Raw genomic sequence first — 14,624 nt, 5'->3', positions numbered from 1 at the left:
CTACCCATTACTCTTGTGGGAAGGCCACGCAGGGTGGCCATGGAGGAGAGCAATGAGGAGCAGCAACCCGGTCTTCTCGCGACGGGGGTTCAGCCGCGACAACGGCTACGCGGGCTTCAACGCGGCGCCGCAGGCCGGGGCCCCCGTGACGGGCGCCGACCCGTACGCGCAGGGCGCCGCCGCGAACCCGTACGCCACCAACCCCTACGCCCAGCAGGACACCCGGTACGGCGCCCCGCAGGCACCGGCGCGCACCGGCGCGATGACGATCGACGACGTCGTCACGAGAACCGCGATCACGCTGGGCACCGTGGTGCTCGGCGCGGCCCTCGCCTGGGCCCTGCTGCCGGTCGACGAGGCCAACCTCGGCAAGTCCTACGGCATCGCGATCGGCGCTGCCCTGGTGGCGTTCGTCCTGTCGCTCATCCAGTCGTTCAAGCGCAAGCCCGTCCCGGCGCTGATCGTCTCCTACGCGGCCTTCGAGGGTGTCTTCCTCGGGGTGATCTCCAGCGCGGTCTCCACGTACATCGGTCCCGGCGTGGTGATGCAGGCGGTGCTCGGCACCATGTGTGTCTTCGCCGGTGTGCTTCTCGCGTACAAGATGCGCTGGATCCGCGTCACCCGCCGCTTCTACGGCTTCGTGATGGCCGCCGCCATGGGCTTCATGCTCCTGATGGTGGTCAACCTGCTGTTCGCCGTCTTCGGCGGAGGCGACGGCCTGGGCTTCCGCAGCGGTGGTCTCGGCATCCTCTTCGGCGTCATCGGGATCATCCTCGGTGCGTGCTTCCTGGCCCTGGACTTCAAGCAGGTCGAGGACGGCATCGCGTACGGCGCTCCGCGCGAGGAGTCCTGGCTGGCGGCCTTCGGCCTCACCATGACCCTGGTGTGGATCTACCTGGAGATGCTGCGTCTGTTCTCCATCCTCAGCGGCGACGACTGACCGAACGGTCCCGCACGACGGAACGGCCCGCAGGCACACCGCCTGCGGGCCGTTCCGTCTGTCCGGATCTCGTACGCCTAAAGCAGCTTCCGCGCCGCCCGCCTCAGGTCGTACTCGTGGATGAGTGCCTTCGCGTGTCCATAGGCGAGGTCGTGTTCGCTCCGCAGCCAGCTGACCTTCTCGTCGAACCGGAGGGCAGGGCCTTCGTCGACGGTGCGGAGCCAGTCGGAGATTTCACGACCGGTGCAGCGGGGGATTCGGGAGAGCAGATTGCGATGGGTCTCTTCGGAGAAGACATGGTTCATCGGCGCCTCCGACGCATTGCGCGTTGCTGGTCCTTCCCGACACCGTGCCTGAGCGTTGGCCCGTTGGCAACCATCACGGACCGGCGCGTAGGGTCACTGGGTGCTCGATACGACCCCGCTGATCACCGCCGTGGACCGATTTGCCGACCGGCTGCGTGCCGCTCCGCAGAGCAGGCTCCAGCGCGGAGCCGCCGCCGAAGGGCTCGCCACGGCCAGGGAATTGGCCGTACGGGCTCAGCGCATCGAGGCGCCGGACCGTGAGCCAAGCATCCTGCCGGACGTCGGAATGTTCGTAATCGGTGACCAACTCGCGGTCGCGGGGCGGGACTTGGCGGTGGCACTGGAAACGGCCCCGTCCGTGGAGCTGGACGAGGCCGTGCGATTCGTCGAGGCAGCGACCGCCCGGGCATTCGCGTAGCGGCCTTCGGGCAGCGGCCGTCGAGAGCCGCTGCGGGGCACCCGGTCTTCCCGGAGGGTTCCCGGGGGGCGCCAGGGGTTCCGGGAGTGCTTCCGGTTGGTCAGAAAGAGGCGATGACGCGGTCGGCGAGAATGTAGACGTTCTCCTTGCCGCAGGAGAACGTCAGCGCGTACGCGCCGGAGACGCCGGAGCCGCCCAGCAGCACCGGGTGTTCACCGGCCAGCAGCGCTCGGCCGAGCTGCTCGGCCGTCTCGCGGTGGCCGGGAGTCATGCAGAGGGTGGTGCCGTCGGCGAAGACATAGACATCGAGGGTGCCGAGCGGGCCGGGGCGGACGTCGGCGAGCTCGGTACGGCGGTCGGCGAGTTCCTCCAGCCGGCTCACGGTGCGCTCGTGATCGGTGACGACCGGGGTCTGCACCGGTACGAAGTCGGGGTGCGAGGGGTGGCGGCGACGGGCCGCGGCCAGCTCGGGGGAGTCCTCGGGGAACTCCGCCGTCTCGGGCAGCTCGGTTATCTCCGCCAGCTCGGCCAGTTCCGTCAGCTCTTCGAGCGCCTCGGCGGCGTCGAGGTCCATGGCCTCCAGGCCCGCGAAGTCGGCCTGACGCGGCAGGAAGTACGGCGCATCCTCGCCGATCCCGGCGAGACCGCCCAGCAGGGACGGGGCGTCGGCGGCGTCGCGTGCTTCCTGGGAGGCCCAGAAGGCACGGGCCTCGGCGAGCTCGCGTTCACGCTCCTCGGCGAGTGCTTCGGCCACGGCAGCGCGTATTTCGGCGGCTGGAGTGGCCGTGGCGCGGCTCTGCGGCGGCACCGAGGCGGTGCGGGCGTGGCCCGCGGCCAGCTCGATGCGCAGGGCCGTGACCTGCTTGCGCAGCCCGTGAGCAGCGTGCAGCGCAGCAGCGCCCACAGCCGTCGCAGCGGCGGTGGTCAGCAACAGGGCAAGAGGCATGATGCTCACTGACATACTCCCGGTTTCAATTGATCCCACGACTTCCTACATCAGCTTGGCCTGCACCTGTGCCCGTTGTCAGTGCATTACGTCACGAATTGGACAGTTCTTTGGGGCTCACGTTTACCTCTGATGTGGGTGTGACCTGCAAAAACACCTCTCCCCCAGGAGATAGGTCACATCCTGGGGGAGATTCGGTCACGGTCGGGGCTCGGAACTCAGCTCAGCTCAGCTCAGCCGCTCGGGCCTGTGGTCGCGTTCGCTTCGCTTCCGCTGCGGGCAGGTGCCGCCTTCGTACCTCAGGCGCCCCCTACCCTCCGCTGCAGCTCAGCTCAGCCGCTCGATGACCATCGCCATGCCCTGGCCGCCGCCCACGCACATGGTCTCCAGACCGAACTGCTTGTCGTGGAACTGCAGGCTGTTGATCAGCGTGCCGGTGATCCGGGCGCCGGTCATGCCGAAGGGGTGGCCGACGGCGATCGCGCCACCGTTGACGTTGACCTTCTCCAGCGGCAGGCCGAGGTCGCGGTAGGAGGGGATCACCTGGGCGGCGAACGCCTCGTTGATCTCGGCCAGGTCGATGTCGTCGATGGTGAGTCCGGCGCGCTTCAGGGCCTGCTTGCTGGCTTCCACCGGTCCGTACCCCATGATCTCGGGGGAGAGGCCGGAGACGCCGGTCGAGACGATCCGGGCCAGCGGGGTCAGACCCAGCTCGCGTGCCTTCGTGTCGGACATGATCACGAGTGCGGCGGCGCCGTCGTTGAGCGGGCAGCAGTTGGCGGCGGTGACCAGGCCGTCGGGGCGGAAGACCGGCTTCAGGCCCTGCACGCCCTCCAGCGTGACGCCCGCGCGCGGGCCGTCGTCCTGGGAGACGACCGTGCCGTCGGGGGTCGTGACCGGGGTGATCTCGCGCGCCCAGAAGCCGTTCTTGAGGGCTTCCTCGGCGAGGTTCTGCGACCGTACGCCGAACTCGTCCATGTCCTGACGGGTGACGCCCTTGAGCCGGGCCAGGTTCTCGGCGGTCTGCCCCATCGCGATGTACGCGTCCGGGACGAGGCCGTCCTCGCGCGGGTCGTGCCAGCTCGCACCGGTCTCCTCGGCGCGCGCGGCGGTGCGGGCCTCGGCCTCGGCGAAGAGCGGGTTGTGCGTGTCCGGCAGGCTGTCGGAGTTGCCCTTCACGAAGCGGGACACCATCTCGACACCGGCGGAGATGAAGACGTCGCCCTCGCCGGCCTTGATGGCGTGCAGCGCCATGCGGCTCGTCTGCAGGGAGGACGAGCAGTAGCGGGTGACCGTACAGCCGGGAAGGTGGTCCATCCCCATCTGCACGGCGATGATGCGGCCCAGGTTGTTGCCCTGCTCGCCGCCGGGGAGGCCGCAGCCGAGCATCAGGTCGTCGATGTCCTTCGGGTCCAGCTCGGGGACCTTGGCCAGCGCGGTCTGGATGATCGTGGCGGTCAGGTCGTCCGCCCGCAGGTCCTTCAGCGAACCCTTGAAAGCCCGGCCGATGGGGGAACGGGCAGCAGAGACGATCACGGCTTCAGGCATCACGCGGCTCCATGAGGGCTGGAAGGCTGGCTGTCCGGCGGGACTGACCGGCAGACCTGACGGGCAGGACTGCCTTGGAAGTTACCCGGCCGTATCGCTGAGGTCACCCGGCAGGCCATGTGATGCGGACCTCTTTTCTAAGCGACCGCTCAGTCGAATGGATGGGTCGGTGGACGGGGTCTCGTGCGCGCGGATGTTCAGGCGTGCCGGGGCGTGGGATCCGTGCCCGTGTCCCGGCCCGCGCGGGGGTCGCCGTCCTGGTGCACGTCGCGGTGTTTGCCGTCGGGGTGCTGCCCGTCGGGGTGCTGGCCGTCCGGCAGCGGTACGTCGGGGTGCTGCCCGTCGGGGTGCTGCCCGTTCGGGTACGGATGGGATCGCGCCAGGGGCTCCGACTGCGGCTGTGGCTCCGGCTGCGGCTCCGTGGCCGCGGGCAGACGCCGCCGCCTGCGGTGCTTGAGCAGGGCCCAGGGCGCCCGCGCCCCCGTGACCTCCGTGCCTGCCTCCCTGGCTGCCTGGGACGCCGCCTTGGCCACCGGCAGCATGTCCTCGCGGCGCGAGCCGTCGAGGCGGTCGGACTCCGGCCACAGCCCCAGCACGGCGCACAGGGTCGGCAGCAGCGCCATCGCCGCCGTCGCGTACCCCTCGGCCGACGGGTGGTAGTTGTCCGGGCCGAACAGCTCGCGCGGGTTCGCCTCGAACTCCGGCCCCAGCAGGTCGCCCAGCGACACCGTGCGCCCGCCCTGTTCCACCGAACCGATCGTCTGGGCCGCGGCCAACTGGCGGCTCGCCCGCCGGGCCAGCCAGCGCAGCGGCTGGTAGACCGGCTCGATCGTGCCGAGATCAGGGCACGTGCCGACAACCACCTCCGCGCCCGTCGTACGCAGCCTGCGCACGGCGGTGGTCAGGCACCGCACCGAATGGGTGGCGGGCATCCGGTGTGTCACATCGTTCGCCCCGATCATGATCACGCAGACGTCGGGCGTGCGGGACGTGTCGGCCAGCAGCACCGACACCTGCCGCTCCAGATCGTCCGACCGGGCCCCCGGCTGCGCGACATTCCGCAGATCCACCGGACGCTCGGAAACCGCCGCGAGCCCCGAGGCGAGCAGCGCCCCGGGGGTCTGCCCGGCCCTGCGCACGCCCTGGCCGGCCGCGGTGGAGTCGCCGAGCAGGCATAGCAGCAATGGCTCCGCCGGACCGGTGAAGGCCACTCCGTACCGCCCGTCGGCACTCGGCGGGACGGGTGCGATACCGCCACCCACCTGCCGCTTCGCCAGCTGGACCTCCGCCAGCACCACGCCCACCGCCGCCGCACCGAGCAGTCCGATACTGCCGCCGCCGTAGGCGGCCCCTGCCGCGATCCGCCGTGCCACCCTTGCTCTTGACACAGTCCGGTCCACCTCCTCGTCGCCGTACCGTCGTACATAGAGCTAACTGCCCCGTAACGACCGTCGCCCAATCGCTTCGCCCAATCTCATCCCCGTACGCATACGCTGGCCGCACCATCTCGGAGACCCCGGAGTAACCACGGTGCAATTTCACGATTCGATGATCAGTCTCGTTGGCAACACCCCGCTGGTGAGGCTGCGCAGTGTGACGGCCGGCATCGAGGCGACGGTGCTGGCCAAGGTCGAGTACTTCAACCCCGGCGGTTCGGTCAAGGACCGTATCGCCCTGCGCATGATCGAGGCGGCCGAGGAGAGCGGCGCGCTGCAACCCGGCGGCACGATCGTCGAGCCGACCAGCGGAAACACTGGCGTCGGCCTGGCGATCGTCGCGCAGCAGAAGGGCTACAAGTGCATCTTCGTCTGCCCGGACAAGGTGTCCACGGACAAGATCAACGTGCTGCGCGCATACGGTGCCGAGGTCGTCGTCTGCCCGACGGCCGTCGACCCCGAGCACCCGGACTCGTACTACAACGTGTCCGACCGGCTGGTCCGTGAGACGCCGGGCGCCTGGAAGCCCGACCAGTACTCGAACCCGAACAACCCGCGCTCGCACTACGAGACCACCGGTCCCGAGCTGTGGGAGCAGACGGACGGGAAGATCACCCACTTCGTGGCGGGCGTGGGCACCGGTGGCACGATCACCGGCACCGGCCGCTATCTGAAGGAGGTCAGCGGCGGCTCGGTCAAGATCGTCGGCGCGGACCCGGAGGGCTCGGTCTACTCCGGCGGTTCCGGCCGTCCGTATCTGGTCGAGGGCGTCGGTGAGGACTTCTGGCCGAGCGCGTACGACAGCACGGTCACGGACGAGATCGTCGCGGTGTCCGACAAGGACTCCTTCCAGATGACCCGGCGGCTCGCCAAGGAGGAGGGCCTGCTCGTCGGCGGCTCCTGCGGCATGGCGGTCGTGGCGGCCCTGGAGGTCGCGCAGCGGCTCGGCCCGGACGACGTGGTCGTCGTACTGCTGCCGGACAGCGGCCGCGGTTACCTGAGCAAGATCTTCAACGACGAGTGGATGGCCGACTACGGCTTCCTGGAGGACACCGGCCCGTCGGCGCGTGTGGGGGACGTACTCGCCCACAAGGAGGGCCCGATCCCGACGCTCGTCCACATGCACCCGGAGGAGACCGTCGGCGAGGCGATCGACGTCCTGCGCGAGTACGGCGTCTCGCAGATGCCGATCGTGAAGCCGGGCGCCGGGCACCCGGACGTGATGGCCGCGGAGGTCATCGGTTCGGTGGTGGAGCGGGAGCTGCTGAACGCGCTGTTCGCGCAGCGCGCTTCGCTCACCGACCCGCTGGAGAAGCACATGTCGCCGCCGCTCCCGCAGGTCGGCTCGGGTGAACCGGTCGAGGACCTGATGTCGGTGCTCAGCGGTCCGGATGCCGCGGACGCGGCGATCGTCCTGGTGGAGGGCAAGCCGAAGGGCGTCGTGAGCAGGCAGGACCTGCTGTCGTTCCTGGCGAAGGTCGCCGGTCCTAAGCAGTAGAACGGGAATCGGGGCTTCGTGAAAACGGTACGAGCACGACACGTACCCGCAGCACCGGCTTAACACGGCTCCGGCACATTGATGGGTGTCGGCAGGGAAACCCGCCGGCACCCGAGACGGCGACACGGACTACGGAGCGGCTCCCGGACCTCCACCGTCGCCAGGACGCGATCAGCCGGCCCTGACCCGGACCCGCGTCCCTCGCGGGGACCGCCGTCGTCCCGCCCCCTGGGAAACCGGGGGTGCGGCGGTCCCTGCGACATACCTCCACGCGCGACCACCAGCGGCCGAGGGCCGCTCATCCGGCGGGCGCGGCCGCCCAGCTCGCCAGGAGCGCGATCCGCTCGGCGGTCTCGGTGTCCGGCTCCGGCGTATAGACGACCAGCGACTGGTCGGGGTCACCGGGCAGCGCCAGCGTCTCGTACGGCAGCGTCAGTTCGCCCGCCACGGGATGCTGGATGCGCTTGACCCCGTACGTCTTCGTCTTGACCTGGTGATCCGCCCACAGCCGCCGGAAGTCCTCACTCCGCAACGACAGCTCGCCGACCAGCGTGGCGAGCTGTCTGTCCGTCGGGTGCAGCCCGGCATCCAGCCGCAGATGCGCGACCGTCTCCGCCGCCACTGCCGCCCACTCCGGGTACAGCTCGCGCGCCGCCGGTTCCAGGAACACCTGGCGCGGCATGTTGCGCGCGGCGGCGGGCATCCCGGAGAAACCGACGACGGCGTCGCCCAGGGTGTTCCAGGCCAGCACGTCCATGCGGCGGCCCAGGATGAACGCGGGGGCCCGGTCGATGGTGTCCAGCAACAGCCGCAGCCCGGGCCGTACCCGCTGCGCGGCCGCCGGCCGCTCACCGCGTGCCTTCGTGCTCGGCCGGGCCACGGTGTGCAGATACGCCAGCTCCGTCTCGTCCAGCCGCAGCACCCGGGCGATCGCGTCGAGCACCGCGTCCGAGACGCTCGGGCCGCGCCCCTGTTCCAGCCGGATGTAGTAGTCGACGCTCACCCCCGCGAGCTGTGCGACCTCCTCGCGGCGCAGCCCGGGGACCCGGCGTCGGCCGTATGCCTGCAGGCCTACGTCCTCGGGCTGAATCCGTGCGCGTCGCGAGCGGAGAAAATCTCCGAGGTCCCCATCCATGCGTTCGATCCTAGGAGACGGGCCGGACCGGAGCCTGGTACTGCGGGACCCAGGAAAGACGCATCCCTGGGTAACGGGTGCCGGGCGGCGAAGAGTGGAACCCGCCACCGGGGAGAAGCCCGGCGGACACCACGGAGCGCAAGGAGCACGCCATGTCGTACGAGACCCTCGCCGGCCGCACCGCTGTCGTCACCGGAGCCGCCAGCGGCATGGGCGCCGCCATCGCCCTCCTGCTCGCCGCCCAGGGAGCCAGGGTGGCGCTGCTGGCCCGCCGGGCGGACCGGTTGGAAGAAGTGGCCGCCAAGGCCACCGCGGAGGGCGGTGAAGTCCTCGTCGTGGCGGCGGACGTCACCGACCAGACGTCCGTCGACGCGGCTGCCGAGCGTGTCCACAACGCCTTCGGCGGGGTCGACCTGGTGGTCAACGCGGCCGGAGTGATGCTGCCGAACCCGGTGGACGAGGGCCGCACGGACGAGTGGCAGCGGATGCTCGACACCAATGTGGCCGGCGCGCTGCGGATCATCCGTGCCTTCACCCCCGACCTGGTGGCGGCCGCCGCCGAGGGCCGCACCGCCGACCTGGTGAACATCTCGTCGATCGGCGCGCACATCGCGTTCCCCAACTACGCCGTGTACGGGGCGACGAAGGCGGCACTCAGCTACCTGTCGGCATCCCTGCGCACGGAGTTCGGCCCGCGCGACGTCCGCGTCACGAACATCGAGCCGGGCCTCACCGACACGGAGCTGGGGAGCCACATCGACAACGCGGAGCTGTCCGGCCAGCTGGACGGCATGTTCGACGCGCTGGGCTCCCTGTCCGGGGACGACATCGCCGACCTGGTCGCCTACACCACCAGTCGCCCGCGCCACGTCAACCTGCGCCAGCTGATCGTGCTCCCCACACGCCAGGCGTGACCGGCGGCCGCTCAGTCCTCCCAGTCGGACTTCGTGCGTTGCTCCGAGCGCCGGAACAACGGCCGGCTGCGGACCACCTGGGCGACATTCACCCCGACGATCCCCAGCCAGGCCACGACGAGCCCCTCGATCCCGGCGTTCGCGACCCCGATCGCGGACAGCGGGATGGCCAGCACCAGCGAGATGATCCCGAGCCCGAACCGTTCACCGAAGTTCGCCATCGGCTCCTGGGGCGCCCTGGCCCCTCGGGCGACCGTGATCTGCTGCTCGGCGAGATGACGCCGGACGCGGCGGTCGAGCGTCTCGTCGAGACGCCGGTCGACCTTCTCCAGGAACGAGTCGATGAGCGCCGACTCGTACTCGGGCCCCAGTTCACTGCGGGCCTGCAAGGTGGCGTTGAGCTCTTTCTCGAGCTCGGGGTCACGGGCTTCCATGGTCCAACCGTACGGAGCGGACAAGCCCTGCACAGTGGGGCTAGCCCCCCTGTTGGAGGTCGGGTGCGTACCGGGCAGGCCTGCGGGGGAGACGGTCCACCCGGCGATGGTGGCGTCCTCGCTACCGACACCGTGGGCCGTCGCGCCGTGGCCCACCGGGTCGCGGACGACCGCGACCCGGTGGGGCCCGGGCTCAGCCGGCCGGGACCCGGTCCGGCGAGGTGATCGTCGCCGTCGGGATGTGTGTCGTGTCGCGGCGGGCGAGCAGCCAGTACAGCAGGGCGGGTACGAGCAGGCCGATCACCCAGGAGATGTCCGCGCCGCCCAGCGGCGCCACCAGCGGGCCGGTGTAGAAGGTCGTCGCCAGGAACGGGAGTTGGGCGACGATGCCCACCGCGTACACCGACAGTGCGTCCCAGCGCCAGGCACCGTAACGGCCGTCGGGGTCGGACAGGGCGGGGATGTCGTACCGCTCACGCGAAATCAGGTAGTAGTCGACGAGGTTGATCGCCGACCACGGGGTGAAGAAGGTCAGCAGGAACAGCAGGAAGTCCTTGAACGAGGTGAGGAAGGTGTCCTTGCCGAGCAGGGCGACCGCCGTGCCCGCGACCATGATCACGGCGATGTACACGGAGCGGCCGCGCTGCGAGAGCGCCCGCTGTCCGCGGAAACCGCTGATGCCGGTGACCATCGACATGAACCCGCCATAGGTGTTCAGCACGTTGATGGTCAGTTTGCCGAGCGCGATCACGAAGTAGAGCAGCGACGCGATCAGCCCGGTGCCGCCCAGCGAGACGACGTAGCTGACCTGGTCGTCGAGGAACGCCTCGCCCGCGGATGCCGCGACCAGCACGCCGAAGGCCATGGACCACTGGGAGCCGAGCGTCGTGCCGGCCAGGGTCCACCAGAAGGTGGCGCGGGCGCTCGTGCGGCGCGGCAGGTAGCGCGAGTAGTCCGCGACGTAGGGCCCGAACGCCAGCTGCCAGGACGCCGCGATCGACACCGCGAGCAGGAACATCGGCAGGTCGAAGGCGCGGTCGGCGAGGGCGGCGCCGAGATCGATCCGGTCCAGCAGCCGGATGCCGAGATAGACGAAGGCCAGTGCGCAGACCACGCTGGCGACCCGGCCGAGGACGTGGACGACCCGGTAGCCGATCGCCGCCATCAACGCGGTGATCACGGCGAAGACGAGGATGCCGGGGGTCTGCCCGAGGTGGGTGAGCTCGCCGACCGCCTGACCGGCCAGCACGCTGCCGCTGGCGAAGAAGCCGACGTACATCACGACGACGAGGAGCAGCGGCACGACCGCGCCCCGCACCCCGAACTGTGCCCGGCTGGAGATCATCTGGGGCAGGCCGAGACGAGGGCCCTGCGCCGAGTGCAGCGACATCACCGCTCCGCCGAGCAGATTGCCCACCAGCAGGCCGATCAGTGACCAGAAGGCGCCGCCGCCGAAGATGACCGCGAGCGCGCCGCTGACCACTGCGGTGATCTGGAGGTTCGCCCCGAGCCAGAGGGTGAACTGGGAGAACGCGTTTCCGTGCCGTTCGTCGTCCGGTACGACGTCGATCGAGCGGCGCTCGACGAGAGAGTCGGCCATGGGGGTGCTCCTTTTCGCTTACTTCTGTGTCAGGCCGTGCGCCGCGGCCCACTCGTGCGCCACGTCCTCCGGGTCCTTCTTGTCCTTGTCCACCAGGCGGTTCAGCTCGGTGAGGTCCTTCGTCGTGAGCGTGGCGCCCAGGCGGGCCAGTGCCTTGCGGACCGTGGAGTCCGCCGCGCGGTCCGCGATCAGGGGGACCACGTGCTGGCCGGGGATCAGGTTCTTGGGGTCGGTGAGGACCACCCAGCCCTCGGCGGCGATGTCCGTGTCGGTGGTGAAGAGGTTGGCGACGTCGACGTCGCCCTTCTTCAGGGCCCCCTTGACCAGCGGGCCGGAGGAGTCCAGCGACTTGAACTCCTTGAACTCGACTCCGTACACGTCCTTCAGGCCCACCGCCCCGACCGTCCGCTTCTTCACCTCGGGGGCCGCGCCGATGACGAGCTTTCCGTTCTGCTTCGCCAGGTCGGCGAGGGAGGTCAGGCCGTATTTCCTGGCGGTCCCCGGGGTGACGACGAAGGCGTCCGAGTCCTCGGCCATGCCGTACGGGAGGATCTGGAGGCCCTTGGGGAGGGCGATGGCCAGGGCGTTCTGCATCTCGCCCTCCTCGGTGGCCTTCGCCTTCGGGTCGAGGTAGTGCAGGAGGGCGCCCTGGTACTCGGGGAGGAGGTCGATGTCGCCGCCCTCGAGGGCGGGGATGAGGATCTCGCGGGTGCCCAGGTTGGCGCGGACCTCCGTCTTCACTCCGGCGGCCTGCAGGGCTTCGGCGTACAGGTAGCCGAGCACCTGGTTCTCGGTGAAGTTGGCCGTGCCGATCGTGATGCCGCCGGCGCTGGAACCGGCGCCGCTGTTGCTGCCTCCGCCCTGGCCGTCGAGCGAGGTGATGCCGCTGCTGCAGGCCGCGAGTGCGGGGACGGCAGCAGCGGCGAGGAGGCCGCCCAGCAGGGAGCGGCGGGTGGTGCTGCGGGGCTGGTGGGTCATGGGTGGTCTCCTCAGGCGGTGCGGTGGCGGAAGAGGATGCGCTGCAGTCCGGACAGGACCAGGTCCAGGGCGACGGCCACGACCGCCACCAGGACCGCGCCGCCCAGAACCTGGACGAGGTCGCGCTGGGCCAGGCCGTCGAAGACGTACCGGCCGAGGCCGCCGAAGCTGACGTACGCGGCGACCGTGGCGGTGGCGACGACCTGGATCAGGGCGAGGCGCAGCCCGGTCATGATCAGAGGGAGGGCGAGGGGGAGTTCCACCTGCCACAGGATCTGGTGGCCACGCATGCCCTGGCCGCGGGCGGCGTCCTTCACCTCCGGGTCGACGGCGGTCATCCCGGCGTAGGTGTTGGTGACGATCGACGGGACGGCGAGGGCGACCAGCGCGACGTACACCGGGGTCATCGACAGGCCGCTGGCCAGGAAAACCAGGACCACCAGGCCGACCGTGGGGAGCGCCCGGCCGAACGACGAGAGGTTGATGGCGAGGAACGCGCCGCGCCCCGTGTGGCCGATGAGCAGGCCGATCGGGAGCGCGATCGCCGTGGCGATCAAGGTGGCGAGGAGCGAGTACTGGAGGTGCTCGGCAAGGCGGTGCGCGATGCCGTCCGGGCCCTGCCACTGTTCGGCACCGGTCAGCCAGGTCCCGAGGTTCGCGAAGAGTTCGTACATCGGTCAGGCCCTCTGCTTCCGCTTCCAGGGGGTGAGCACGTACTGCACGGCCACCAGCGCCGCGTCCGCGACCAGCGCGAGCAGCAGGGTCAGGACGATGCCGACGACCACCGGGGTCGGGAAGTTGCGCTGGAACCCGTCGGTGAAGAGCTGGCCGAGGCCGCCGTCGCCGATGTACGTGGCCACACTGACCAGCGAGATCGACATGACCGTGGCGATCCGTACGCCCGCCATGATCACGGGGAGGGCGAGGGGGAGCTCGACGGTGAGCAGGATGCGCAGCGGGCGGGTGCCCATCGCCTTGGCGGCCTCCCGGGTGCGTGCCGGGACGGAGTCCAGGCCCTCGACCGTGTTGCGGAGGAGCACGACCAGTGTGTAGACGGTCAGCCCGATCACCGTGGTGGTGCGGGTGAGGCCGGACACCGGCAGGAGAAGGACGAAAACCGCGATGGACGGGATCGTGAAGAGGATGTTCGACAGGCCCAGGAGGAACCCGCGCAGGGGCCGTACCCGGTGGGCCAGGACGGCCAGCGGGAGCGAGATCAGCAGGCCGAGGAGCACGGCGGTCAGGGCGGCCTGGAGGTGGGAGACGGTGAGGGTGACGAGGTCGCTCGCGTGGTCGGATATCCACGACCAGTCGATGGTCATGCGCTGCCCTTCCCGGCCGGAGCCGTAGCGGGCAGCGGGGCCGCGACCGCTGCGGTGTGGGCGTCCCCCGCCCGCGCGTGGACGGCCTCGCGCGCGGTGACCCCGGTCAGTACGCCCGTGTCGTCGACCCGGGCTATCAGGCCGGCCGGGGAGGCGACCGACTCGTTCAGCGCGGAGAGCAGCGAATCGGTGTCGCGCAGCGGGCGTACGGGGAGGAGCGGGGCGTCGCCCGCCGGACCCGACGGAGCGGCTGCCGGGTCCAGCCAGCCGAGGGGTTCGCCCTTGGCGGAGACGACCAGCTGCCAGTCGGCGCGCCCGGCGGGGGCGGGTTCGTCGGCCCGTACCGTCGTCGCCGGCTGCCGGGGGAGATCCGCGAGCGTGCTCAACGAGAGCAGCTTCAGGCCGCGTTCGGCGCCGAGGAAGTCGGCGACGAAGTCGTCGGCCGGACGCGCGAGCAGTTCGGCGGGCGGTGCGCACTGCACCAGATGACCGCCGGTACGGAACACGGCGATCCGGTCGCCGAGCCGTACCGCCTCGTCGATGTCATGGGTGACGAAGACGATGGTCTTGTTCAGCTCCTGCTGGAGGCGGAGCAGCTCGTCCTGGAGCTGGGTCCGGACGACGGGGTCGACCGCGCCGAACGGCTCGTCCATCAGCAGCACCGGCGGATCCGCGGCGAGCGCGCGTGCGACACCGACGCGCTGCTGCTGCCCGCCGGAGAGCTGGTGCGGGTAGCGCTTGGCGGCGTCGGCCGGAAGTCCGACCGTCTCCAGCAGCTCGGCCGCGCGGGCCCGGGCGCGCTTGCGTCCGTGGCCCAGCAGCAGCGGGACGGTGGCGATGTTGTCGAGGATCGTGCGGTGCGGAAAGAGCCCGGCCTGCTGGATGACGTATCCGATGCCGCGGCGGAGCTCGGCGGCGTCCGCTTCGAGGATGTTCCGGCCGCCGAGCGTGATCGTGCCGGAGCTCGGATCGACCATCCGGTTGATCATCCGGAGAGTGGTGGTCTTGCCGCAGCCGGACGAACCGACCAGGACGGTGATGCCGCCCTCCGGCATGGTGAGGCTGAGCTCATGAACTGCTGTCGTGCCGTTCGGGAAACGCTTGTTCACTGCGTCGAATTTGATCATCGGTCGTCCCTTGCCCCGGCTGC

The 14,624-nt window shown here is 70.2% G+C and carries 15 protein-coding genes; 4 read left to right on the top strand and 11 right to left on the bottom strand.

The window, feature by feature from the left end:
* Positions 1-52 precede the first annotated feature (52 nt).
* The gene (locus ACFYP5_RS19345) at positions 53-940 is read left to right on the top strand and encodes a Bax inhibitor-1/YccA family protein (RefSeq protein WP_389037243.1); all 888 of its coding nucleotides are present in this window, start codon (positions 53-55) and stop codon (positions 938-940) included.
* A 77-nt stretch (positions 941-1,017) separates the two neighbouring features.
* On the opposite strand, the gene ACFYP5_RS19340 is transcribed toward ACFYP5_RS19345, so the two are convergent.
* Complete coding sequence (locus ACFYP5_RS19340; protein WP_030926897.1) at positions 1,018-1,245, bottom strand: DUF4287 domain-containing protein; 228 nt, start codon at positions 1,243-1,245, stop codon at positions 1,018-1,020.
* Positions 1,246-1,345: 100 nt separating this feature from the next.
* On the opposite strand from ACFYP5_RS19340, the gene ACFYP5_RS19335 reads away from it, so the two are divergent.
* Positions 1,346-1,663, top strand: a complete 318-nt coding sequence (locus ACFYP5_RS19335; RefSeq protein WP_389037240.1) for a hypothetical protein — start codon at positions 1,346-1,348, stop codon at positions 1,661-1,663.
* A 100-nt stretch (positions 1,664-1,763) separates the two neighbouring features.
* Here ACFYP5_RS19335 and ACFYP5_RS19330 read toward each other — a convergent pair whose 3' ends face one another.
* The 3 genes from ACFYP5_RS19330 to ACFYP5_RS19320 all read right to left on the bottom strand — a co-directional run bounded on the left by ACFYP5_RS19330 (position 1,764) and on the right by ACFYP5_RS19320 (position 5,530).
* Positions 1,764-2,594: a hypothetical protein gene (locus ACFYP5_RS19330; RefSeq protein WP_389037895.1), complete on the bottom strand. Its 831-nt coding sequence runs from the start codon at positions 2,592-2,594 to the stop codon at positions 1,764-1,766.
* Positions 2,595-2,936: 342 nt separating this feature from the next.
* Complete coding sequence (locus ACFYP5_RS19325; RefSeq protein WP_389037237.1) at positions 2,937-4,157, bottom strand: acetyl-CoA C-acetyltransferase; 1,221 nt, start codon at positions 4,155-4,157, stop codon at positions 2,937-2,939.
* A 197-nt stretch (positions 4,158-4,354) separates the two neighbouring features.
* Entirely contained in the window at positions 4,355-5,530 is a 1,176-nt protein-coding gene (locus ACFYP5_RS19320; RefSeq protein WP_389037892.1) for an SGNH/GDSL hydrolase family protein, read from the bottom strand.
* 157 nt (positions 5,531-5,687) lie between these two features.
* Between ACFYP5_RS19320 and ACFYP5_RS19315 the strand changes: the two genes are divergently transcribed.
* The gene (locus ACFYP5_RS19315) at positions 5,688-7,091 is read left to right on the top strand and encodes a cystathionine beta-synthase (protein ID WP_389037234.1); all 1,404 of its coding nucleotides are present in this window, start codon (positions 5,688-5,690) and stop codon (positions 7,089-7,091) included.
* Between the two features lie 298 nt (positions 7,092-7,389).
* On the opposite strand, the gene ACFYP5_RS19310 is transcribed toward ACFYP5_RS19315, so the two are convergent.
* Positions 7,390-8,226 carry a helix-turn-helix transcriptional regulator gene (locus ACFYP5_RS19310; RefSeq protein WP_389037231.1) on the bottom strand — a complete coding sequence of 279 codons (837 nt, stop codon included), beginning with the start codon at positions 8,224-8,226 and terminating at the stop codon, positions 7,390-7,392.
* 152 nt (positions 8,227-8,378) lie between these two features.
* Here ACFYP5_RS19310 and ACFYP5_RS19305 point away from each other — a divergent pair, with 152 nt between their 5' ends.
* Positions 8,379-9,140 (top strand): SDR family oxidoreductase, encoded by a 762-nt coding sequence (locus ACFYP5_RS19305; protein ID WP_389037229.1) that lies wholly within the window; start codon positions 8,379-8,381, stop codon positions 9,138-9,140.
* An 11-nt stretch (positions 9,141-9,151) separates the two neighbouring features.
* On the opposite strand, the gene ACFYP5_RS19300 is transcribed toward ACFYP5_RS19305, so the two are convergent.
* The 6 genes from ACFYP5_RS19300 to ACFYP5_RS19275 all read right to left on the bottom strand — a co-directional run bounded on the left by ACFYP5_RS19300 (position 9,152) and on the right by ACFYP5_RS19275 (position 14,601).
* Positions 9,152-9,574 carry a hypothetical protein gene (locus tag ACFYP5_RS19300; RefSeq protein ID WP_389037226.1) on the bottom strand — a complete coding sequence of 141 codons (423 nt, stop codon included), beginning with the start codon at positions 9,572-9,574 and terminating at the stop codon, positions 9,152-9,154.
* A 193-nt stretch (positions 9,575-9,767) separates the two neighbouring features.
* Positions 9,768-11,174: a purine-cytosine permease family protein gene (locus ACFYP5_RS19295; RefSeq protein WP_389037223.1), complete on the bottom strand. Its 1,407-nt coding sequence runs from the start codon at positions 11,172-11,174 to the stop codon at positions 9,768-9,770.
* Between the two features lie 18 nt (positions 11,175-11,192).
* Positions 11,193-12,152, bottom strand: a complete 960-nt coding sequence (locus ACFYP5_RS19290; RefSeq protein ID WP_389037220.1) for an ABC transporter substrate-binding protein — start codon at positions 12,150-12,152, stop codon at positions 11,193-11,195.
* A gap of 11 nt (positions 12,153-12,163) precedes the next feature.
* Positions 12,164-12,826, bottom strand: coding sequence for an ABC transporter permease (locus tag ACFYP5_RS19285; RefSeq protein WP_376259905.1), 663 nt, complete (start codon positions 12,824-12,826; stop codon positions 12,164-12,166).
* 3 nt (positions 12,827-12,829) lie between these two features.
* Positions 12,830-13,474, bottom strand: coding sequence for an ABC transporter permease (locus tag ACFYP5_RS19280; RefSeq protein WP_389037217.1), 645 nt, complete (start codon positions 13,472-13,474; stop codon positions 12,830-12,832).
* Positions 13,471-14,601: an ABC transporter ATP-binding protein gene (locus ACFYP5_RS19275; RefSeq protein WP_384110956.1), complete on the bottom strand. Its 1,131-nt coding sequence runs from the start codon at positions 14,599-14,601 to the stop codon at positions 13,471-13,473. Before ACFYP5_RS19275 ends, ACFYP5_RS19280 begins: the two co-directional genes overlap by 4 nt.
* Positions 14,602-14,624 lie beyond the last annotated feature (23 nt).

The sequence above is a fragment of the Streptomyces sp. NPDC005262 genome, assembly GCF_042872425.1.
In the GTDB taxonomy this organism is placed as follows: domain Bacteria; phylum Actinomycetota; class Actinomycetes; order Streptomycetales; family Streptomycetaceae; genus Streptomyces.
The sequence above is the reverse complement of the archived record's forward strand: the minus strand, read 5'-3'. Positions and strand labels throughout refer to the sequence as shown.

Coding starts and splice junctions, on each gene's coding strand:
- ACFYP5_RS19295 (WP_389037223.1), bottom strand. CDS start 11,174: ATGGCCGACTCTCTCGTCGAGCGCCGCTCGATCGACGTCGTACCGGAC.
- ACFYP5_RS19280 (WP_389037217.1), bottom strand. CDS start 13,474: ATGACCATCGACTGGTCGTGGATATCCGACCACGCGAGCGACCTCGTC.
- ACFYP5_RS19305 (WP_389037229.1), top strand. CDS start 8,379: ATGTCGTACGAGACCCTCGCCGGCCGCACCGCTGTCGTCACCGGAGCC.
- ACFYP5_RS19310 (WP_389037231.1), bottom strand. CDS start 8,226: ATGGATGGGGACCTCGGAGATTTTCTCCGCTCGCGACGCGCACGGATT.
- ACFYP5_RS19285 (WP_376259905.1), bottom strand. CDS start 12,826: ATGTACGAACTCTTCGCGAACCTCGGGACCTGGCTGACCGGTGCCGAA.
- ACFYP5_RS19290 (WP_389037220.1), bottom strand. CDS start 12,152: ATGACCCACCAGCCCCGCAGCACCACCCGCCGCTCCCTGCTGGGCGGC.
- ACFYP5_RS19325 (WP_389037237.1), bottom strand. CDS start 4,157: ATGCCTGAAGCCGTGATCGTCTCTGCTGCCCGTTCCCCCATCGGCCGG.
- ACFYP5_RS19345 (WP_389037243.1), top strand. CDS start 53: ATGAGGAGCAGCAACCCGGTCTTCTCGCGACGGGGGTTCAGCCGCGAC.
- ACFYP5_RS19300 (WP_389037226.1), bottom strand. CDS start 9,574: ATGGAAGCCCGTGACCCCGAGCTCGAGAAAGAGCTCAACGCCACCTTG.
- ACFYP5_RS19340 (WP_030926897.1), bottom strand. CDS start 1,245: ATGAACCATGTCTTCTCCGAAGAGACCCATCGCAATCTGCTCTCCCGA.
- ACFYP5_RS19275 (WP_384110956.1), bottom strand. CDS start 14,601: ATGATCAAATTCGACGCAGTGAACAAGCGTTTCCCGAACGGCACGACA.